Here is a 21,801-nt window from a genome sequence, read left to right as displayed (position 1 = left end):
ACCTTAATTCATTAACATTTTTTATAATGTACAGTCATACATAATTTTCCACAACAAATAGAACCGCCAGATCCTCCTAAACAGCGAATCGATACTTTACGTAAACTATTAAATGTCTTTGAAAATGATTGCCCTTCCTTTAATGTAGCAATTAATGTTTGATTAACGCGTACTTCGACACCATCACAACTATTTTCAACTAATACAGTTACTGTTCCAAACGGTTTAATAACATCCCCATCTGCTTCCCAAATCGTATGATCTGTACTATCACATGAAAACTCCCAATTTTGACAAACTTCATCCGTCACAATTGGACGGTCTGGACAACATCCTCCACAGCTCATTGTATCCGCTCCTTCTCGTCTTTTATTAGAAGAATCATCTTCCTTTATATACAATGCAAAAAAACGAAAACGTGTATAGGATTTTGTCCTTTGTTTTGCACCTATTTTTGTTACATTTTTTCACCGTACGCCTATGCACGAATATACATCGACACATAGTATGATATATCGAATGAAAAGGAGGGAGTGGCACGTGGAGAAGCATTGTATTCATGTAGAAAAAGTGTTTGACTGGGTTGCGCGATCGGTAAAATTGACAAAAAAGGAAACGTTGACAGAACCTATTGTGAAGAACGATATTTGTGTTGACATTTGTATACCTTGTAGAAAAAAAAAACGATCGTATGGTCAGCGGAAGAAAGCGTGCAAGCGTTTGGAACGGTGACCGTCGTATATGAGCAAGGGTGCGGACAAAAAATGGACGTCTTTATAAATGGAGAATTTGTTTTCTCGTTGCAAGAAGGAGAATCACGCTCAGTGACAATGTCACATTTACATGACGTTCAAGTTGAGTGTGAAGGAGATGGCACGACGTGCGTCGGACGTGTATGTATTCAACTTCATCAACAGCTCCATCGTATGAACGATTGTGAACATATTTGTTGCATATTGACTGATGCATGCGGACAGCCGATTGAACCAGAACAGATGACTTGTCGCATACTTGATGAACGTCAGACGGTGCATGTCACGTTGCCGAATGAAAAACATGTGAATTTACAGCGAGTATATGTTCTCATCGAGGCGTTTGTTGTGGTGCAATGCATCCGAAAAGACGGAACGGTATGGAAGACAAAACCGATTTCATTAGCAACGGTCGAAGACGTGTTATTATGTGCCCCATCAGAGACCGCCGTCGTTTGTGAAACGGTTGTAGCTGACTGTAAAGCGGTGCTTCTTTCAACAACGTGTCCACAAATATTTATTTCTGTTCATCTTTGTCAACATGTTCAAGCGCTTGGGCGTGTGAAAATGGAATTAGAAGGAACGATATGTCTACCGCGTGTCGAACAACAAGTAAACATATGTCCACAACATGTTCATATACCAAGTTGCCCGATATAAAAAGAGAGCGACGCGTGAAGCGAAGCTCTCTTATAGCGAAAAGCCAAATATGCCCGAAATAAAACAACTGTTTACGATCCATGTGTCGTTTCCTTTTGTTAGACGTACTGTTCCTTTCCCAACTGCATCAACGTTGACGTTTTGTACATTGTTAAACTGTCCAGTAGCTAGTGTGTCGACATCTACCGTCTGACCTTGAATACGTTGTAAAAAGCTTGTAATTGAACGTTCGCAACAATCGCACATTTCGTCAATGGCGGGAAGGGAGATCGTTTTTAGCACATCTCCTCTCACCCCAACGATATTACGAATCGGAAAAGCGGCAGAACGTCTATTTTGTCCACTTCCAGGAATCGTACCCGTGACGATCAAGTCGTTTTCGATCGCACTGACTATAAAATTATTATTTCCTTGCCCTAGTCCTGTTTGATCTAGTGTTGCAATATCGACTTTTTTTCCGTTTAGCTGTGCTAATACATCTTTCATTCCTTCGACACAGCATGGGCATTCATCGCGCTGTGGTGGTGTCGGTTTATGACGCGTTGGTGCACAACAACATTTTTTCATCGCTTCTTCCGCCCCTCTACTTTATTGTATGAACGAAAGAGGAAGAAGGTGTGGACGGGTCGTTATAAAAACGGGTTGCGCCATTCGATAAGTAGCTATAGGACAAATTCAGCCCCAAATTCTTGCGCTGTTTTTGCGTAATGTTCAACTTGTTTTACGAACTGTTCAAACGATTGAATCGTATGTAAATAATATTGAACTGCACTAACGCGTATTTTCAATGAAAGCACCTTCTTTTTGTCTTTTTTCATCATTACAGCGAACATTTTTTCGTTTGTCTGAATTAGAGCATTATTTGTGTAGAAAAAATGCTTCGTATGTTACAATAGCACTAAAGGAGGAATGTGGGAATGAACATTTACGATTTTCACGTACGCACCATTCAAGGTGAAGAACAACCGTTAGCGCATTATAAAGGGAAAGTATTACTCATCGTTAATACAGCAAGTAAATGTGGATTGACGTCGCAATACGAACAATTGCAACAGCTATATGACAAATATAAAGATCGTGGTTTTGTTGTGCTTGGTTTTCCGTGCAATCAGTTTGGAAATCAAGAGCCGGGATCGGAAGAAGAAATTTCACAATTTTGCCAATTGAATTATCGTGTAACGTTTCCGATGTTTGCGAAATTAGACGTCAACGGTCCAAACGCTCATCCGCTCTTCATTTACTTAACGGAACAAGCGCCAGGTATGTTAGGAACGAAAGCGGTGAAATGGAACTTTACAAAGTTTTTAGTCGATCGCAATGGTCAAGTGATTGCGCGGTTTGCCCCAACGACAAAGCCATTGGAACTCGAACGGCATATTGAACAATTGCTTAGTGAAACCGTCTCTGAATGAAAAGAGACGGTTTTTTGGTGGGCGTAATGGATTTGTCTATACGGATTTTTGTATGGTGCATATGCTGAGATAGTAGAGATTGACGCCAAATAGGAGGGGTTATATGTTCATTGAACCGTGGATTGTAGATGAAACGATGCCCGAGTTTTTCGTACCGGATTATATTGAACAAATGGCAGAAGATGTTTTGCGCCATTACGATTTATCTGTTCAAAGTAGGCAAGTCGTCACGACGAAACCAGATAAAGGAGGAGCCATTTGGAAATTAGAAACGAACAAAGGGCCAAAAAGTTTGAAATTGCTTCATCGTCGTCCCACACGCAGTTTGTTTAGCCTTGGCGCTCAGCGATATTTAGTCGATGTGCAAAAAGCAAATGTCCCGCCGATCGTACAAACGAAAGACGGAATGGATTATGTGGAAGCGGGCGGAAAACTATGGTTTGTAGCGGAGTGGATTGAACCGCTATTTCCAGTAGCGAAAGATTTAGAAGGAGCAAAGCAGCTTTGTTATGCGCTTGGTGAATTTCATCGTTTAAGTAAAGGATACGTTCCTCCAAAAGGAGCAGAAATTGCTTCCCGGCTGTATAAATGGCCGAAAACGTACGAAAAAACAATAAACAAAATGGACTGGTTTCGCCAAATAGCTAACGTATATAAAGAAATGCCAGCAAGCGCCATGTTATTGCAAGTTGTCGATCACTTTCAAGCTCAGGCGCGCGAAAGTTTTGCAAGACTGCAACAATCCCCATATGATCAATTAGTCGAGCGTGGACATAGCGAGTGGGGGCTAGTACATCAAGATTATGGCTGGTCGAATGGACAAATGGGTGCGAACGGCATGTGGATTATTGATTTAGACGGTGTCGCATTTGATTTACCGATTCGCGATTTACGAAAACTTATTTCCGGCACAATGGCCGATTTATATCGTTGGGACGTTCATTGGGTACGTGAAATGATTCGAGCGTATCATGAAGCGAATCCGATCGACGCTTCATTATATGAAGTATTCATGATCGATTTGTCGCTTCCAAATGAATTTTACAAAAACTTAAAAGAAGTAGTGTATGGTCCAGAGCTGTTTTTAAACGAACAAACGGTGCAACTGATCGAGACGATTGTTGCAACAGATGCGACGAAATGGCCAGTGCTCGCTGAAATTGAAAACGATTGGAAGGAGAACGGAAATTGATGAATATTTTAATGATTTGTACAGAAAAGTTACCTGTTCCTCCTGTGCTTGGAGGTGCGATTCAAACATATATTTCTGGCATTCTCCCTCATCTTCGCTACGCCCATCGCATTACTGTGCTAGGAGTACAACACGAAACATTGCCAACCGAAGAAACGATTGACGGCATTCATTATGTGCGTGTCCCTGGGGGGATATTTGATACGTATTGCAACCATGTCATTCAATACGTGCAAGCGCATCCGTTTGATCTGATCCACATTTTCAATAGACCACGCCTTGTTTTACCGATCCGCCAAGTTGCTCCTCATGCAAAAATTACGCTCAGCATGCATAACGACATGTTTCAACTAGCGAAAATCAACCGTGAACAAGCAGAACAAGTGGTGCGACAAGTATCAGCGATTGTGACGATCAGCAACTACATCGGTCAAGTCATTCGCGAGCTATATCCAGAAGCAGAAGGAAAACTACGGACGATTTACTCCGGCGTTGACTCCGAGCGGTTTTTGCCAGGGAATCATCCTCATATGACATCGATTCGCAAACAACTACGCCAAGCGCACGGAATAGATCAAAAAACAGTTATTTTATTTGCCGGTCGGTTGTCGCCGAATAAAGGGGTTGACAAACTCATTCAAGCGTTGCCGGAACTTGCGAAGCGATTTAATGATTTAGCGCTCGTTATTGTCGGAAGCAAATGGTTTAGCGAAGAAGGGACAACCGATTATATCGCTTACGTTCGTTCGTTAGCTAAAAGATTGCCCGTCCCCGTTGTAGCGACAGGGTTCGTACCGCCAAATGAAATTCAAAACTGGTTTGCCGCCGCTGATTTATTCGTTTGTACATCGCAATGGCAAGAGCCGCTTGCTCGTGTCCATTACGAAGCGATGGCGGCAGGGCTTCCGATTGTGACTACTGCTCGTGGTGGCAATCCTGAAGTTATCTTTCCAAATGAAAATGGTGTCGTTGTCGAAAGACCAGAGGATCCGCAAGATTTTGTGGAAAAAATGACACACATCTTATCAAATCGTACACTAATGAAAAAAATGGGAGAAAACGGGCGTAAATTAGCTACGTCGCTTTATCGTTGGGAGCGCGTGGCATCAGATTTGCTTCATGTATGGCAACATGTCGAACAAATCGATCTTTCTACGACAGAAGCCATTGTTTCTGTTAAGGAAACTTTTGGGCAAGTCGTTGCAGAACAGTCGACCGAGCCAGTTTTACCATCTTTACAGCCAATTGAAGAAGAAATAGTGTTAAACAAAAAAAGAAAAAAATCATTTGTATGGGCGATTACGACATAAAACTCCCACTTACGTTTGTGGGAGTTTTGGTCTTGTTTGCATATACAAATAAAAGTCATCGTTTTGTTTTTCTGTGATGACATCGCGTAAAATTTGAGCGAGTACAGTGCTATATACGGTTCCGTTGTCCCCGTAAGCATAGACGAAATAACAATTCGGGAAGGAATCATATACACCAATCATCGGAAGACCATCGTGCGTCCCGCCGTAAAAAGCAGCTAAATAAAATTCAGGAACGACGTGAATATCGGGAAATAGCCGATGAAATTCTTCGATCAGTCGCTCTTTTTTATGCATGAGCTTCGCGTCACGGTCATCTGCATAAGCGGTATTTTCATCCAGCCCGCCGATAATAATGCGATTATCAGCCGTTGTGCGCATATATACGTACGGGCGCGCCGTCTCCCAAATAAGCGTTCGCTTATACCAACTTGAAAAATCTTCAACACGATTTGTAATGACAGCATATGAGCTAACGAGCAACGCCTTTTTTTCTTGCTTCACTTCTAACGTTTCATAGCCTGCGGCGAAAATGACTTTTCGTGCTCGAATGGTATATCCGTTTTTCGTATAACATGTTGCCATATGTTGTTCAAGTTTTTTTCCGTTCATTTCCGTTTCTTCAAAAATACGTACCCCTCGTTGTTTCGCATATTCTAATAAACCAATTGTCAATTTATATGGGTTTAATTCTCCATCCCCAGTTGTATATAAAGCGGCATGTTTTGCAAACGGATAATGGCTACGAATTTGTTGTTCATTCAACCAGACAACAGGATAGCCTTGTTTTTTTAACGCCGTATATTCTTTTTCGAGTTTTTGGACATCTTCCGCAACGCTTGCATAATACAAACTATCCCTTCTTTGAAATTCCACATCGATATGTAAGCAATTTGCTGCTCGTTCAAGTTCATCGACGGCTTGTTGACAAAGGGTTAAATGACGTGCGGCATACGTTTCGCCAAAGCTGTTAACGAGTTCAAAAAACATTTTATCCCCGAGACATTGAATCAGTGCCGTGTTTGTCATCGTACTTCCGTATCCCGCTTTTCGTTTGTCGATGACGACAACGTCTAAGTCGGTTTCACTTAAATAATAGGCACACAACGCCCCTGATCCGCCCGCACCCACAATTAATACGTCACATTGAATATCTTCGTCTAGTGGCGGATACGAAGGGGCATCGGGAAACGTCGTTGGCCAGTATAACTTTCCTGCTTGCAAATTCATAGCTACAACCACCTTTCTTGTTTGTTTTCGTCTTTTTTAGATTGACCTGCATATGTAAAAGTATGCGACAACAACAATGGGATTTATATATTGACATAGCAAAAAGCTTTCTTATTTTTGGAATATTTGATAAAATAGGACGAAACGACAATGGGCATGTCAGAAAGTAGGGATGGAATGTGAAAGTATTTTTGGACTTAATGTGGTTTTTTAAGCAAGAAAAAAGAGCATATATGATCGGAATTATATTACTTGCGATTGTTTCATTGCTTGAACTTGTTCCGCCAAAAGTGATTGGGCATGTTGTGGATGCTGTAAAAGCAGGCGAGCTAACGAAAGAAAAGCTCGTTATGTGGCTTAGCTTGCTTGCAGGTGTTGCGCTTTGTATGTATGTTTGTCGTTACGTTTGGCGGACGATGATTTTTGGATCAGCGGCAAAGCTTGCGCGCTTGTTGCGTGATCGGCTGTACAGTCACTTTACAACGATGCCTCCATCATTTTATCAAAATCACCGCATTGGAGATTTAATGGCACATGCGACAAATGATTTGCAAGCGATTCAACAAACTGCTGGCGTCGGCGTTTTGACGCTTGTTGATTCATTATGCATTGGAGGCTTTGTCATTGCGACGATGGCATTTACAATTAGTTGGAAACTAACGCTCATTTGTTTATTGCCGATGCCGCTCATGGCGTATTTAACGAGCTATTATGGTTCTCTACTTCATCAACGATTCCACCGTGCGCAGGAGGCGTTTTCTTCTTTAAACGATAAAGTACAAGAGAGCATCGCAGGCATAAAAGTGATAAAAACGTTCGGTCAAGAAAAAGAGGAAATTGAATCATTTCGTGCACAGTCAGATGATGTTGTTCGGAAAAATATGGCGGTTGCGCGCATTGATTCATTGTTTGATCCAACGATTTCGCTCATTGTCGGCGTGTCGTTTTTTTTAGCGATCGTGTTTGGTGCTCGTTTTGTCGTTCAAGGAGAGTTAACGATCGGACAACTCGTTTCTTTTACAATGTATTTAGGGCTTCTCATTTGGCCGATGCTAGCATTTGGCTGGTTATTTAATATCGTCGAGCGCGGTCGTGCTTCGTATGACCGTGTGTCATCGTTGCTAAGTGAAACACCAGATATACAAGAAAATGACGGATTGCTTGATGAAGTACCGACAGGCGACATCACGTACGACATTCGTTCCTTTACATATCCAAATGAAACGAAGCCAACGTTGCAAAACATCCAGTTCACGCTAAAAAAAGGAGAAACGTTAGGGATTGTTGGAAAAACAGGGGCTGGAAAGACAACGCTTTTAAAAGTGTTATTGCGCGAGTTTGTTGGCATGGATGGGGATGTTTATTTTGGTGGACGTTCGATTACACAATATCGAATCGAACGATTGCGCGAAGCGATTGGTTATGTACCGCAAGATCATTTTCTTTTTTCTGCCTCCATTCGCGATAATATTGCCTTTGCACGCCCGAATGCAAGCCAAGAAGAAGTGGAGCATGTCGCGAAACTCGCTCAAGTGCATGAGGATATTTTGCAGTTTCCAGATGGGTACGAAACGGTTGTTGGTGAAAGAGGTGTGTCTTTATCAGGAGGACAAAAGCAACGGTTGTCGATTGCGCGCGCGTTGTTGCTCGATCCAGAAGTACTCGTTTTAGACGACTCACTATCTGCTGTCGATGCTCAAACAGAAGAGCGTATTTTACGGGCGTTAAAAGAAAATCGCACAGGCAAGACAACGATCATTACGACGCATCGGTTAAGTGCCATTCAACATGCGCATTTGATTTTAGTGCTTGAAGATGGAAAAATTGTTCAACGTGGCACGCATGACGAGCTCGTTGCAGAAGATGGTTGGTATCGTGAAATGTACGTTCGCCAACAGCTCGAACAATTTGTGGAACATGGAGGTATACAATGAATCAACGGCAAGTGTTTGTGCGGCTAATGAGCTATGCTATACCGCACCGAAAATCGTTATTGTTTGCTTTTTTTCTCTTGGCGTTAACGACAGCAGGAGAAGTAATCGGTCCGATTATTGTCAAAATTTTTATTGATGATTATTTAGCACAAATGACATTTCCACTTCAAGCGATGATCGGATTAGCAGTCGCTTACATCACGATACATATCGGAAAAGTCGTTCTTTCTTATTTTCAATTATTAAAATTTCAAGAAATCGCATTAAAAATTATTCAACAGTTGCGCATAGATGTATTTGCAAAAGTGCAATCATTAGGAATGCGCTACTTTGATCGTACACCAGCAGGAAGTATCGTATCGCGAGTGACAAATGATACGGAAGCGATTAAAGAAATGTTTGTTGAAGTGCTCGTCACGTTTATCCAAAGCGCTTTCTTCTTAGTTGGCGTATTCGTTGCGATGTTTTTTCTCAATGTTCGTTTGGCTGCTTTTTGCTTAGTTATTTTACCGATCATTTATTTTATTATTCGTACCTATCGAAAGTATAGCTCGGTGTTTTATAGCGATTTGCGTGAGCGCTTAAGCCAACTGAATGCGAAGTTAAATGAATCGCTTCAAGGGATGGCGATTATTCAAGCGTTCCGTCAACAAAAGCGGATGAGAGAACAATTTGGAACGATTAACGAAAAACATTATACGGCGGCGATGAAAAATATTAAATTAGATAGTTTATTGCTTCGTCCAGCGACAGATGTCGTTTATGTATTTTCGCTTATTATCGTCTTAAGTTACTTTGGTATTTCTTCTTTTCAAAGTCCGGTTGAAATAGGTGTGTTATACGCCTTCGTCAACTATTTAGAGCGTTTTTTTGAACCGATTAATCAAATGATGATGCGCCTATCAATGTTTCAGCAAGCGCTTGTTGCTTCTTCGCGAGTCTTTCACTTGTTAGATGAACAAGAAGAAGAACCGAAACAACAGGAGCAACCGCTTGTTATTGAAAAAGGAACGGTTGAATTTCGTAATGTATCGTTTAGTTACGATGGAAAACGCGATGTGCTAAAAAATATTTCGTTTATTGCGCGACCAGGGGAGACCGTTGCGCTCGTCGGGCATACAGGGAGCGGGAAAAGCTCGATTGTTCAATTGCTCATGCGCTTTTACGAATTTGAACGCGGGGATATTTTCATTGACGGACAGTCTATTAAAGCGTATCCGAAAAAGGAATTACGAAAAAATATTGGCCTTGTGCTTCAAGACCCGTTTTTGTTTTATGGGACGGTGCGCGATAATATTCGGCTTCATCATCAACATTTGACGGATGAACATATTGAACAAGCTGCGAAATTTGTTCAAGCCCATTCGTTTATTGAAAAGTTGCCAAAGGGGTATGATCATCCGGTGACAGAGAGGGGTACGACGTTTTCGAGTGGCCAACGTCAACTTATTGCGTTTGCCCGAACGATTGCGATGAATCCGAAAATATTAGTGCTTGATGAAGCAACAGCAAATATCGATACAGAAACGGAGGAAGCGATTCAACACGCGCTTGAAAAAATGAGAAAAGGGCGCACAACGATTGCGATTGCCCATCGCTTATCAACGATTCAAGATGCGGATCAAATTCTTGTCTTACATCAAGGGGAAATTGTCGAGCGCGGCACTCATCAGCAGCTACTTGCAAAACGAGGATTGTATTATCGCATGTACGTCTTGCAAAATGGGCTAAAGGAAGACATATGTATGTAAATGAACGTATTCGTTGAAACCGCCACGTTTTATGATGTGGCGGTTTCGTTTTCGCAATGCACGATTTCACCTAATTTTAGCACGCGTAGTTGTTCGTTCGGGAGGTTGCGGCGCTCCCATTCAGCGTAAAGGCGGTCTAACGCCTCTTTCGGTGTATCGTCAGCGAGTGGAAATGTGCCATAATGCATCGGAATAAATGTTTTTGCTTGGCAATCGATAAATGCTTGTATTGCTTCTTCTGGTGTCACATGTTGAGGACCCATAAACCACTCTGGCTCGTATGCACCAATCGGCAATAAAGCATAATCGATCCGAAAACGTCCTCCAATATCACGAAATCCACGGAAATACCCGCTATCTCCTGCAAAATAAAACGTCGGTTTGTCTTTTGCTTCAATGATCCATCCACCCCAATGGGATGTATTTGTATCAAATAACGTTCGTTTCGACCAATGTTGCGCAGGAACGAACGTAAATGAAACATCTTGTTCGATAACGGTTTCCCACCAAGAGCATTCGGTGACATGACCTATTCCTCTTTTATAAAATGATCCCTCCAAACCGCTTGGCACTAAAATGCGAGGGTTTCCTTTTAACTGTTTAATGCTTGAAAAATGTAAATGGTCATAGTGACTATGGGAAATTAATATGACATCGACAGAAGGGGCATCATGAATCGGAAGGGCGGGATCCGCTAGTCTTCGTATTGTCCCTAACCGTTTTGCCCAAACAGGATCTGTAACAATCGTCAACCCGTTTATTTGAATAATGAATGTAGCGTGCCCTACCCATGTGAGCAACGTTTGCTTTTTATTTGTATGCAGCAAAGAAGCGTCAATATATTCACGGGGCAAAGTATATGACCAATCTTTCTTTTTTCGTTTTCTTTCCGCATACCAACGCCGTAAATCAGCAAATGTTTTGGTTGTCGAGACCCCATCTAAATTTTCATATCGTTTTCCCATGTTCTTCTCCTCCAATATGGGTGTTTCATTCGATTATACGAATCTGTTATACATAAAAAATCGTTGTTATATAACATGATTTCACTCATTTTTTTGCTTGTATAAATAAAAAATGTGTTTATGTTTGATTTTTGTCACATCCCTTTTTTGAAATTTTTTATAAAATAAAAAACGACTAATGGATGAGGGGGGATATGATGTCTATTTTACCAAAAACAAATGAGTTAGGGTTTTTTGAAATACGTTTGGAATCCATCGGGGGATTGGGGGCGAATTTGGCAGGAAAAATGCTTGCCGAAGTTGGGGCGCTCGGACACGACTTAAACGCTACCAACTTTTCAACATACGGGTCTGAAAAGAAAGGATCACCGGTGAAAAGTTACATTCGTTTTTGTGATGAGCATGTACATATTCGCGATCATAGTCCGATTGAACAACCGCATGTTATTGGAGTTTTTCATGAAGCGCTTTATAAAATGGTTGATGTTGTGAGCGGATTGCAGCCGAATGGTGTTGTGCTCGTCAATTCCATGCGAAGTGCCGAACATATTCGCCGCGATTTACGGTTGTCATACGGAACGCTTGCTGTTGTCGATGCGCTTGGAATTGCAGTAGAGGAAAAAACAAAAGTGAATACAGCTATGCTCGGGGCATTATTTCGTATTTGTCACTTTCTTGACCCTGAGAAAATGAAGCAAGTGATTCGCAAAACGTTTGAAAAAAAATATCCGCATCTCGTTGAGGCAAACATTCGTACATTTGAACGTGGATATGAAGAAGTTCGTTTTCACGAGAGTGAATCCGTTTCATTAGAAACAGGAGAGCCGTTTTCTCGTCCGTATATTTTGTTTGGTTATGAGACACAAACGATCGGTGGCGTCATTGTAACGAACGGAAATAGCGTATTGAAAGATTTGAGTGGCTCACGGCAAGGATTTTTGCCGAAATGGGAGGAGAAAGACTGTATTCACTGTGCCGCATGCGACACCGTTTGTCCAGATTTTTGTTTCGTTTGGAAAGAAGAAGAAGATCGGAAAGGCAGAAAACAAATGTTTTTGAAAGGGATAGATTATCAATATTGCAAAGGTTGTTTGAAATGTGTAGAAGCATGTCCAACGAGTGCATTAACGTCATATCGTGAACAAGTTGGTTTTGCCGAAGCTCATACAGTAAAACGAATGACAGTTTGAAAGGAGGAGAGTAGATATGGAACAAGCGATCACATTTGAATCTGGAAATGAAATGGCTGCTCTTGCTGCTGCGCAAATTAATTATCATCTGATGGGGTATTTTCCAATTACACCGTCAACAGAAATTGCTCAGCTATTAGATCAAATGAAAGCGCGCGGGGAACATAATATTGTACTTATTCCTGCCGATGGAGAGCACGGATCCGCAGGGATTTGCTATGGGGCAGCCGTGATGGGTGCTCGTGTGTTTAATGCAACGAGTGCAAATGGACTTATGTATATGCTCGAACAGCTACCTGTTCAATCGGGTACACGTTTTCCGATGGTTATGAATTTAGTGACGCGTTCGATTAGCGGGCCGTTAGATATTCGTGGGGACCATTCCGACTTATATTTTGCTTTAAATACAGGATGGGTCATTTTAACGGCACGTACACCACAAGCGGTATATGATATGAATATTATGGCTTTAAAAATTGCCGAGCATGAAGATGTACGTTTGCCAGTCATCGTGGCATACGACGGATTTTTCACGTCGCATCAAAAACGAAAAGTTCAATATTTTAAAGATCGTCAAGTTGTTCAGGCTTTTATCGGTGAACGTCCGACTCATTTTCCAAACGCATCTGATCCGCGTAAACCGATAACGATTGGTGCGCATATGAACGGCGACGACTTAATTAACAATCATTATCAACAATCAGAAGCATTATACCGAGCAGCTGATGTATTTCAACAGGTAGCGCGACAATATGCACAATTGTCAGGACGAGAATATCCTCTCCTTGATGTATATAAAATGGAAGATGCTGAAGTGGCGTTATTTTTAATTAACTCAGCAGCTGAAACGGCAAAAGATGTTGTCGATCAATTGCGAGCTAAAGGAGTAAAAGTAGGTGTCATTAGTCCGAATATCATTCGTCCATTTCCGAGTGAGGAGATTCGTCAAGCATGTAAACATGTAAAAGTTCTTCTTGTAGGGGAGCGTGCCGATTCATATGGGGCGCATGGAGGAAATATGACGCATGAAATCAAGTCGGCGTTAAAAGAAGATCCACATAATCAAACGATTGTTTTAACGCGCATTTTTGGACTTGGTGGAAAAGATTTTTATCCAGATGATGCGAAGGAATTTTTTAACATCGCTTTACGAACATTAGACAAGGGATTTGCAGAAAAGCCATTTGATTATTTTGGGCATGTGCCAGGAGATCCAAAACATAAATGGGAACAAGCCATCGAGCCTATGTATGGCGACGCATTTAAAAGCGGACTTATTCAAGTGACTGAAGATAAAGAGACAAAAAGATTAAAAGTGAAACTTCCTCCGCTCCGAGCGTTAACAGCTAAGCCGAAACGATTAGCCCCTGGTCATGGAGCATGTCCGGGATGTGGGATTTTCCCAGCTCTTGAGCTGTTTTTTAAAGGGATTGAAGGGGATGTTGTCGTTTTATTTCAAACAGGCTGTGCTTACGTGGTGACAACAGCTTATCCGTATAGCTCGCATAAGCAAACAATGATTCATAACTTGTTCCAAAATGGTCCAGCCACATTATCTGGGGCGGTAGAAGCGTTTTTTGAGATGAAACGCCGTGGAGATATTCAAATTTCTGACGATATCACATTTGTTATGGTGACAGGCGACGGTGGCATGGATATTGGCATGGGATCGGCAATTGGCACAGCACTTCGTAATCATAAACTCATTATGTTAGAATACGATAACGAAGGATATATGAATACAGGATCGCAAATGTCGTATTCAACGCCGATCGGACATATGACAAGTACAACGGGTGTAGGAAAAACACAGAAAGGAAAAGCGTTCCATCATAAAGATACGCCGCAAATTATGGCGTCTACAAATATTCCATACGTGTTTACAGCAACAGAAGCATTTCCGCAAGATTTAATTAAAAAAGCGGCAAAAGCTCAGTGGTATGCCCAACATGAAGGAACAGCATATGGTAAGCTATTGATTACATGTCCATTAAATTGGAAATCTGAAGAAAGATATGGGGAAAAAATCATGAAAGCAGCAGTAGATTCATGTTTCTTTCCGTTATATGAAGTAGAGCGTGGGAAAACGACAATTACGTACGATCCAGAAGAAAAAAATAAGCGTATTCCGTTGCAAGAATGGTTAAAATATATGGGCAAAGCGAAACATCTATTAAAAGAAGAAAATCGTGAGTTGCTCATTGCTTTTGAACAAGAGGTAGAGCGAAGATGGCGGCGTTTAAAAGCGATGCATGAACATCCGTATTTATAAAGGCTTGATGAAAAATGGAACTGGACATAACGTTCAGTTCTATTTTTTATTGTTCACATATTATAATAGGCGTATGAAATAGAAGGGCGAAAGCATAGTGGACAATACATGAATACATTATAGTAAAAAATGATTGGAGAGAAGAATGGTGGAAGATGTTATCCTTCAACACGCGGAGCAGTTGAAGCGGTGGGAAGAAACACAAAAAGAGATTTTCCGAGAATTAATTGAGAATCAACAAAAGATTCAGTACCATAATGCTTTATATTATAACGAAAATGAGGAAATGCGCATTATTGAGCGATATTACGAACATATCAATGATCAAGTGGACGGAAAGTTGTTATTTCAAGCATATCACGATTTAATGAAGCGGACGCATATACGCCGCATCCCGTATTTTTTAAGCAAAGATTACTATTTATACACGTGGGTTGATTTGCAGCCAGATGGAACAGTAAAAAGCATTTATTCGGGAAAAAAGAAAGATCCACGTACAATTATTTTACAAGACTATGAAACAATTCAAAAGCGGTATGAACAATTTGTTCAGCTTGTAAAAAAAGCAAAAAAAGGTGAGCTCGATTTTGAGCAAAAAATGAAAATGGTTGATCGACAGTTCAAATTTAATGCAGAGCATGTTGTTCCGCAATCTTGGTTTGGGGCAAAGGAACCGATGAAAGGTGACTTGCATCACTTATTTGTTTGTGAACCGCGATGCAATTCCATCCGCTCGAATTTTCCGTATGCAGATTTTCCGTTTTATGAACCAGAGTCTCCTGATGAAGTCATTCAAAATGATTGCGGTGTGGCATATGAGGAGCATTTTGAACCTGAACACGGAAAAGGAGCGGTGGCGCGAGCGATGCTATATTTTCTTGTTCGTTATCCGCGAGCAATTAAACCGCCGTTTATTGATCAGGTCTATATTCCGCTACTTGTTCAATGGCATGAACAATTTCCTGTTACAACATATGAGAAACATCGAAACGCGGCAATTTTTCGAATTCAAGGAAATCGCAACCCATTTATCGATAAACCAAACCTTGTTGATCAACTTTATTTTTTGATTGGTCGTAAAAGCAGATAGGCGTTCGCATCCATCATCCTCTTTTTCATATGCTGTATTACAGTTTGTGAAAAGGGGGAGTAAAGCTAACAGTGTTACATTGGATTTACGTCTCGTTTATTTGTACCATTATCGCATGGATGGTTTGGCACAAAGATACATCTTTAGTTTGTATGGTAGGCATCTTTTTGTTAGCGATTACAGCAACAGGATCGTTGTCGATCTCTATTAGCATCATTTTTAAAAGTTTTATTTTATCATGTTATGCCAGTTATTACACGATTAATTGTAACGACAATTGTCGCCATGTTTCTAATTTAATTGTAGGAGTGTCTCCAACGAGGCACTCTTTTTTGTGTGATGAGAAATAACATTTAAATAAAAAATTTTCAAAAAACTGTTGCATTTCTTTTTGTTTATGTAATATATTATAACCATTAATGTTATAAAAAATAACATAAGGGAGAGATGAGAATGAATGAGGCACAGTTGAGTTTGGCGCTTGATTCACTTTGGGTTATGTTAGGAGCGATTTTAGTCATTGGAATGCAAGTCGGATTTGCTTTGTTAGAAGCAGGTTCGACGCGAATGAAAAATGCTGGCCATGTCGCCGGAAAACAAATATTAAGCTTTGCCATTGCCTCACTTGCATTTTGGGCAGCTGGTTTCGCCATTACATTTGGAAAGGGGAATGGATTCATTGGTACAGAAGGATGGTTTTTAAAGGAAGGAACAGAAACGTTCGCCTCGCTTTCATGGGCGAATGTACCGCTCGAGTTAAAATTTTTATTCCAGCTTGCTTTTGTTGGGGTATCTTTAGCGATTGCGTGGGGAGGATTCGCTGAACGAGCGAAATTATCCGTTTACTTTATTTTTGGAACGATTTTTACCGTCGCTATTTACCCTGTCATCGGTCATTGGGTATGGGGAGGTGGCTGGCTTGGAGAAATGGGAATGCAAGATTTTGCGGGTTCAACAGTTGTTCATTTACAAGGCGCGATTGCCGCATTAGTCGCAACGTTGCTACTAGGATCACGAATTGGAAAATTTAACAAAGATGGGACACCTAACTACATTCCAGGTCATAACCAAGTATATACCGTTATTGGTGGCTTCGTCTTATGGGTTGGCTGGTTTGGATTTAATGCAGGAAGTACAATGGGAACCGCAGATGGATTTTTTGGTTATGTCGCGTTAACAACAAATATTGCAGCAGCTGCTGGAGCAATTGCTTCCATTTTGACAGCAAAATGGCTCGTTGGAAAAGCGGATATTCCTGCGATGGTTAACGGTGTATTAGCGGCGCTTGTTGCGATTACAGCAGCATGCGCGTTCGTCGAGCCGTGGGCGGCAGCAGTCATTGGTGCTGTTGCGGGATCATTTACATTTTGGACGTCTGTATATTTTGAGCGAAAAGGCATTGATGACCCGATTTATGCATTTTCTGTTCATGGTATAGCCGGCATTGTTGGAACGATTTCAACTGGCTTTTTCGCTTCGCCACGCCTTGTAGAAAAAACAGGAATTGGAAAACCAGGATTGGTTTATGGTGGGGGAGTAGATCAGCTCTTTGTTCAAACGATTGGTGTTTTAGGTGCAGCAGTGTATGTAGCGGTTGTTTCGTTTATAATCTTATATGCTTTGAAAAAAACGATCGGTTTGCGAGTGACACCTGATCAAGAAATTTCTGGACTTGATATTAGCGAGCATGGTTCATACGGATATCCAGAGTATTTAGACCCGACTTATCAACAACCACCAACCGTTGTTTCATCTCGTTCGTTATGAAAATGGTGATCATATGAATGCTTTGGACTCAATTGTCGCTCGGGCGGAACAATGCATCGATACAGCACAATTAAAGCAACTTCATGATGAAGTTGCTTTTCTCCTCTCTTCTTTTTCATTTTCTTTTTACGATATATTTGATGTATACGATGCGCTTTGTATGTGCCACGATACACTCATGAAACAAGCGTTGTTGTTAGCTGAACGAGAAGTTGATCGAAGGGGAATGGGCAAAAAACCTTCTTCTTTTTGTTGGTTTGTGATGGGAAGCAGCGGACGAAAGGAGCCGACCGTCTGGACGGATCAAGATAACGGAGTGATTTTTTCATGCTTGCATAGCGAAAAAGACGATTGTTATGCATATATGCGTGAGTATGCACGTATGGGGGTTCTTTTTTTAAACGAAATCGGTTATCCATATTGTACGGGGCATGTGATGGCAACAAATAAAAGATGGCTAAAGGAAGCAGACGATTGGGAAGAGCAAATCGACAAGTATGTACAAAATGAGCATATAGATGATATTCGCTATTTGTCTATGTTGGTTGATATGCGTCCGATTTATGGCGAGTATTCATTAGTTACTCAATTGAAAGAAACGTTGTATAAAAAAATAGCAACAACTTTTTCTTTGCGTAACCGAATGATTGATAGCATTCGTATTCCTTTTGTGCCTATCGGTCCTTTTGGTCGCGTATACGTAGAACGTTGGGGAGAAAAGAGTGGAATGATTGATATAAAACAAGGAGGATATGTTCAGCTCAATCATATGTTCAAATGGGTTGCTGTTCAAAAACAATTTATTGATGCGCATTCAACATTTGAGCGATTGACACGTTGGTATAATGAAAATGGTTGTTCACAACGGTTGTTTGAACGGATAGAAGAAGCGTTTGAGACGTTTTTGTATTTTCGTTTACGTTGTTCGTTAGAAGGAAACAATTTGATCATTTGTCATTTGTCCAAAGAAGAAAAACAACGATTAAAAAGAGCTCTGACAGTAGCAAAAAAAGTGCAACGTTATGCGAGGAAGTGGGTGTGATTAATGGAGCGGCCGTTTCAATGGATCAGTCGCATATTATCGCTTGGTCTTCGATATGATCAAGCAACAGCGGTCGGTCCAACTTTTCAACAAGAGTCGTGGATTCGAAAAATGATGAAAGAAGCAAAAAAACATACGTATTCGCTCGAAACGCCACTTTCTGACGTGATGTTTATTTTATTAGATACAGAGACGACAGGCTTTTCTCCGCAAAGGGGAGATGAAATTTTTTCGCTTGCTGCTTTAAAAACAAAAAAGGGCGAATCACTTGATTTATATTGTTCCAATTTCCGACCAAAACGCCTTATTCCAGAACATGTTGTTGCGCTTACAGGGATAACAAATGACGATGTCGCATGCGCTCCGTTACTAGAGGAGGAAATTCATCATATCCTTTCTTTTTTGAACCACAGCATTTTACTTGGTTATCATATTCAGCACGATGTTGCGTTTTTAAATGAATTTTTATCGCGCAACTATCGTACAGTTTTACAACAAACAGCAATAGAAATGAGAAACATTATGGAATGCGTATATCACGATTCATTTCCAACACTCGATGATGCATTATCATTTTACCATTTATCCCCTGTTGATCGTCATACAGCGAAAGGAGATGTCATGAGTTTATTTGGGATTTGGAAGCGGGTTTTTGCGGACTTGCAGCGGTTGAAAATCGACACGCTACATGATTTATATGCGTTACTTAGTCAACGTTCCTAAACGAATGTTGACTTTTTTTACGAAAAATTATACAATTTCATTAACTTATATGAACATATATTCATATATTGAAAGAGGGGGATTGCATGGGACAGCAATATGAACCGTTAGATGAAGAAACGCTTTTTATCGTATCGCAAACGTTTAAAGCGTTAAGCGACCCAACGCGTATTCGTATTTTACATTTACTTTCATCTGGTGAGTTTTCAGTAACAGAGATTGCGAATCGTTTATCACTTTTACAATCGACCGTATCTCATCAGCTCCGTTTTTTAAAAAATTTACGCCTTGTGAAATATCGAAGAGAGGGCACGACGTTATATTATTCGCATGACGATGAGCATGTGTTGCACATTCTTGAACAAACGATACGTCATGCGCGTGATCATTAGGGGGGAGTCAAGTGAAGGAGTATCAAGTGAAAGGGTTGACATGCGCAAATTGCGCACGAGCATTAGAAGAACAAATTCAGTCACTTCCGTATGGCGAAGGAGCAACGTTAAGCTACAATAGCGGAAAATTACGTGTGCATGAACGCATCGATTTAGAAAAAGTACGGACGATTTTAGCGACAGATGGAGCATATATAGTAGATGATGAGGAGGCGCCAAAAAAACAAAATCCGCTCCTCTACTTTGTAGGTGCATCTATTTTTCTTTTTTTCATGGCGCTCGCGCTTGAGCGTTTGGACATGGGTGGTGCGAACGTTGTTATTTATATGACTGCGATAGCACTTAGCGGATATAAAACATTTATTAAAGGGTTGAAAAATATCATTCGTTTTCGTTTCAATATGGATACGTTAATGACGATTGCTTTGATCGGGGCGTTTGGAATCGGTGAGTGGAAGGAAGCGGCTGTCGTTGCCATTTTATTCGGCATTAACGAATATTTAGAAGGACTAGGTATGGAACGAGCACGTCGCTCGCTTGACATGCTACTGAAACAAGCGCCAAAAGAAGCACTTCTTATCTCGAACGGACAAATGCATGTCGTCCCCATTGGGTCGTTACAAGTTGGCGATGTGGTGCTTGTTCGCCCTGGTGAAAAAATTCCATCAGATGGTGTTGTCATTGAAGGGAAAAGCTCCGTCAATGAGGCGGCGATCACAGGCGAAGCAATGCCTATTGAAAAGGAAAAAGGAATGAGTGTGTATGGTGGAAGTGTGAATAATGAGGGGATGTTACATGTTCAAATTACAAAACAATATAAAGACAGCTCTTTGTCAAAAATTTTACATCTCGTCCAAGAAGCACAAGAGACAAAAATACCGCTTGAATTATTCATTCATCGTTTTGCGAAATATTATACTCCTTTCATTATGATTGTTTCGTTATTAGTGATGACGATTCCGCCTTTATGGTTCGGGGGATCTTGGCACGATTCATTATATCAAGGTTTAGCTGTGTTAATTGTTGGATGCCCTTGTGCACTTATTTTATCTTCACCGATTGCTTTGTTAGCAGGTATGACGCGGAACGCGAAAAAAGGGGTGTTAGTGAAAGGTGGCGTTCACTTAGAGACACTTGGACGCGTACGCACGATTGCTTTTGATAAAACAGGAACGATTACAAAAGGAAAGCCTCATGTAAAAGACGTGATCGCATATATCGATGAAAATGAGTTACTTCGCATCGCTGCATCTTTAGAAAGTGTTTCTTCTCATCCGCTTGCGCAAGCGATTGTAAAAAAAGCAAAGCAACATCACATAGCATATAAACAACCAGAGCAAATGGCAACGCGAACTGGGAGTGGTATGGAAGGGAAAGTCGATGGAAAATGGTATCGTATCGGAAATGAAAGAATGTTTGATCACCAACTGTTCACCGAACAAATTCAAAAAGATGCCGAAAAGTTAAAATGTGAAGGACGTTCGATTGTTTTTGTAGCAGATGAACAACGTATACTTGGTTTATTCGGCATCGCTGATGAAATACGTGAAGAGAGCAAAAAGGTCATTCAACAACTACACCGTATTGGTATTCAGCGCACGGTCATGTTAACAGGAGATCACGAAAAAACGGCACAACAAGTTGCTAAACAAGTTGGAGTGACACATATATTCGCGCAACTTCTTCCAGAACAAAAAGTAGAAAAAATAAAAGAGTTAATGAAAAATGATACGGTAGCGATGGTAGGAGACGGAATGAATGATGCCCCTGCGCTTGCTCATGCGCATCTTGGCATCGCTATGGGGAAAGGGACAGATAGTGCAATTGAAACAGCTGATATTGTGCTTATGCAAGATCATCTTGGAAAATTGCCGGAGGCTATCGCGATCGCTCGGCGAGTAAATCGTACCATTCGTTTAAACATCGCGATTGCTCTTTCGTTAAAAGCAACAGCGCTACTATTAACCATTCCAGGTTGGTTAACATTATGGATTGCTATTTTATCCGACATGGGTGCAACGATTTTTGTTAGTCTGCTTAGCTTATTGATTTTATGGGAAAAGCGCACGATCTAAAGTTGTGCGCTTTCCTAAAAAAGGATATTGTTCAGAAATATTAG

Annotated in this window: 18 protein-coding genes and 1 pseudogene; 14 read left to right on the top strand and 5 right to left on the bottom strand. The window is 40.9% G+C overall.

Annotated elements, in window-relative coordinates:
• Window positions 1-11: 11 nt before the first annotated feature.
• Window positions 12-347 carry a DUF3992 domain-containing protein gene (locus ACYQY7_RS01355; RefSeq protein ID WP_461200363.1) on the bottom strand — a complete coding sequence of 112 codons (336 nt, stop codon included), beginning with the start codon at window positions 345-347 and terminating at the stop codon, window positions 12-14.
• A 363-nt stretch (window positions 348-710) separates the two neighbouring features.
• Here ACYQY7_RS01355 and ACYQY7_RS01350 point away from each other — a divergent pair, with 363 nt between their 5' ends.
• Window positions 711-1,412 (top strand): BMQ_0737 family morphogenetic spore coat protein, encoded by a 702-nt coding sequence (locus ACYQY7_RS01350; RefSeq protein WP_461200362.1) that lies wholly within the window; start codon window positions 711-713, stop codon window positions 1,410-1,412.
• 30 nt (window positions 1,413-1,442) lie between these two features.
• Here the strand turns inward: ACYQY7_RS01350 and ACYQY7_RS01345 are convergent, their stop codons facing one another.
• Together ACYQY7_RS01345 and ACYQY7_RS01340 are read right to left on the bottom strand one after the other, a co-directional pair.
• Window positions 1,443-1,979 carry a hypothetical protein gene (locus ACYQY7_RS01345; RefSeq protein WP_461200361.1) on the bottom strand — a complete coding sequence of 179 codons (537 nt, stop codon included), beginning with the start codon at window positions 1,977-1,979 and terminating at the stop codon, window positions 1,443-1,445.
• A 98-nt stretch (window positions 1,980-2,077) separates the two neighbouring features.
• Window positions 2,078-2,200: pseudogene (locus tag ACYQY7_RS01340) on the bottom strand (carbon-nitrogen hydrolase family protein); the annotation flags it as partial.
• Between the two features lie 129 nt (window positions 2,201-2,329).
• On the opposite strand from ACYQY7_RS01340, the gene ACYQY7_RS01335 reads away from it, so the two are divergent.
• From ACYQY7_RS01335 to ACYQY7_RS01325, 3 genes are all read left to right on the top strand, one after another.
• On the top strand, window positions 2,330-2,824 hold the full coding sequence (locus tag ACYQY7_RS01335) for a glutathione peroxidase (protein WP_461200360.1): 495 nt from the start codon (window positions 2,330-2,332) through the stop codon (window positions 2,822-2,824).
• Window positions 2,825-2,927: 103 nt separating this feature from the next.
• The gene (locus ACYQY7_RS01330; RefSeq protein ID WP_461200359.1) at window positions 2,928-4,016 is read left to right on the top strand and encodes a CotS family spore coat protein; all 1,089 of its coding nucleotides are present in this window, start codon (window positions 2,928-2,930) and stop codon (window positions 4,014-4,016) included.
• Window positions 4,016-5,326 carry a glycosyltransferase family 4 protein gene (locus ACYQY7_RS01325; protein ID WP_461200358.1) on the top strand — a complete coding sequence of 437 codons (1,311 nt, stop codon included), beginning with the start codon at window positions 4,016-4,018 and terminating at the stop codon, window positions 5,324-5,326. The genes ACYQY7_RS01330 and ACYQY7_RS01325 overlap by 1 nt, the downstream gene beginning before the upstream one ends.
• A 9-nt stretch (window positions 5,327-5,335) precedes the next feature.
• Here the strand turns inward: ACYQY7_RS01325 and ACYQY7_RS01320 are convergent, their stop codons facing one another.
• On the bottom strand, window positions 5,336-6,556 hold the full coding sequence (locus ACYQY7_RS01320) for an NAD(P)/FAD-dependent oxidoreductase (RefSeq protein ID WP_461200357.1): 1,221 nt from the start codon (window positions 6,554-6,556) through the stop codon (window positions 5,336-5,338).
• 179 nt (window positions 6,557-6,735) lie between these two features.
• Here ACYQY7_RS01320 and ACYQY7_RS01315 point away from each other — a divergent pair, with 179 nt between their 5' ends.
• Both ACYQY7_RS01315 and ACYQY7_RS01310 read left to right on the top strand, forming a co-directional pair.
• Entirely contained in the window at window positions 6,736-8,490 is a 1,755-nt protein-coding gene (locus ACYQY7_RS01315; RefSeq protein WP_461200356.1) for an ABC transporter transmembrane domain-containing protein, read from the top strand.
• The gene (locus ACYQY7_RS01310; RefSeq protein WP_461200355.1) at window positions 8,487-10,241 is read left to right on the top strand and encodes an ABC transporter ATP-binding protein; all 1,755 of its coding nucleotides are present in this window, start codon (window positions 8,487-8,489) and stop codon (window positions 10,239-10,241) included. Before ACYQY7_RS01315 ends, ACYQY7_RS01310 begins: the two co-directional genes overlap by 4 nt.
• A gap of 29 nt (window positions 10,242-10,270) precedes the next feature.
• On the opposite strand, the gene ACYQY7_RS01305 is transcribed toward ACYQY7_RS01310, so the two are convergent.
• Entirely contained in the window at window positions 10,271-11,206 is a 936-nt protein-coding gene (locus tag ACYQY7_RS01305; RefSeq protein ID WP_461200354.1) for an MBL fold metallo-hydrolase, read from the bottom strand.
• A 197-nt stretch (window positions 11,207-11,403) separates the two neighbouring features.
• Here ACYQY7_RS01305 and ACYQY7_RS01300 point away from each other — a divergent pair, with 197 nt between their 5' ends.
• The 8 genes from ACYQY7_RS01300 to ACYQY7_RS01265 all read left to right on the top strand — a co-directional run bounded on the left by ACYQY7_RS01300 (window position 11,404) and on the right by ACYQY7_RS01265 (window position 21,757).
• Entirely contained in the window at window positions 11,404-12,396 is a 993-nt protein-coding gene (locus ACYQY7_RS01300) for a 2-oxoacid:acceptor oxidoreductase family protein (RefSeq protein ID WP_461200352.1), read from the top strand.
• Between the two features lie 16 nt (window positions 12,397-12,412).
• Window positions 12,413-14,668 carry a thiamine pyrophosphate-dependent enzyme gene (locus ACYQY7_RS01295; protein WP_461200351.1) on the top strand — a complete coding sequence of 752 codons (2,256 nt, stop codon included), beginning with the start codon at window positions 12,413-12,415 and terminating at the stop codon, window positions 14,666-14,668.
• Between the two features lie 145 nt (window positions 14,669-14,813).
• On the top strand, window positions 14,814-15,758 hold the full coding sequence (locus ACYQY7_RS01290) for an endonuclease I family protein (RefSeq protein WP_461200350.1): 945 nt from the start codon (window positions 14,814-14,816) through the stop codon (window positions 15,756-15,758).
• Between the two features lie 453 nt (window positions 15,759-16,211).
• Window positions 16,212-17,525 (top strand): ammonium transporter, encoded by a 1,314-nt coding sequence (locus ACYQY7_RS01285; protein WP_461200349.1) that lies wholly within the window; start codon window positions 16,212-16,214, stop codon window positions 17,523-17,525.
• A 13-nt stretch (window positions 17,526-17,538) separates the two neighbouring features.
• Complete coding sequence (locus ACYQY7_RS01280; protein ID WP_461200348.1) at window positions 17,539-18,567, top strand: DUF294 nucleotidyltransferase-like domain-containing protein; 1,029 nt, start codon at window positions 17,539-17,541, stop codon at window positions 18,565-18,567.
• Between the two features lie 3 nt (window positions 18,568-18,570).
• Window positions 18,571-19,290 (top strand): exonuclease domain-containing protein, encoded by a 720-nt coding sequence (locus ACYQY7_RS01275; RefSeq protein WP_461200347.1) that lies wholly within the window; start codon window positions 18,571-18,573, stop codon window positions 19,288-19,290.
• An 86-nt stretch (window positions 19,291-19,376) separates the two neighbouring features.
• Entirely contained in the window at window positions 19,377-19,682 is a 306-nt protein-coding gene (locus ACYQY7_RS01270; protein ID WP_461200346.1) for an ArsR/SmtB family transcription factor, read from the top strand.
• Window positions 19,683-19,693: 11 nt separating this feature from the next.
• Complete coding sequence (locus tag ACYQY7_RS01265) at window positions 19,694-21,757, top strand: heavy metal translocating P-type ATPase (protein WP_461200345.1); 2,064 nt, start codon at window positions 19,694-19,696, stop codon at window positions 21,755-21,757.
• Window positions 21,758-21,801 lie beyond the last annotated feature (44 nt).

It is taken from the genome of Anoxybacillus sp. TBDG-1, assembly GCF_054815885.1.
The sequence above is the reverse complement of the archived record's forward strand: the minus strand, read 5'-3'. Positions and strand labels throughout refer to the sequence as shown.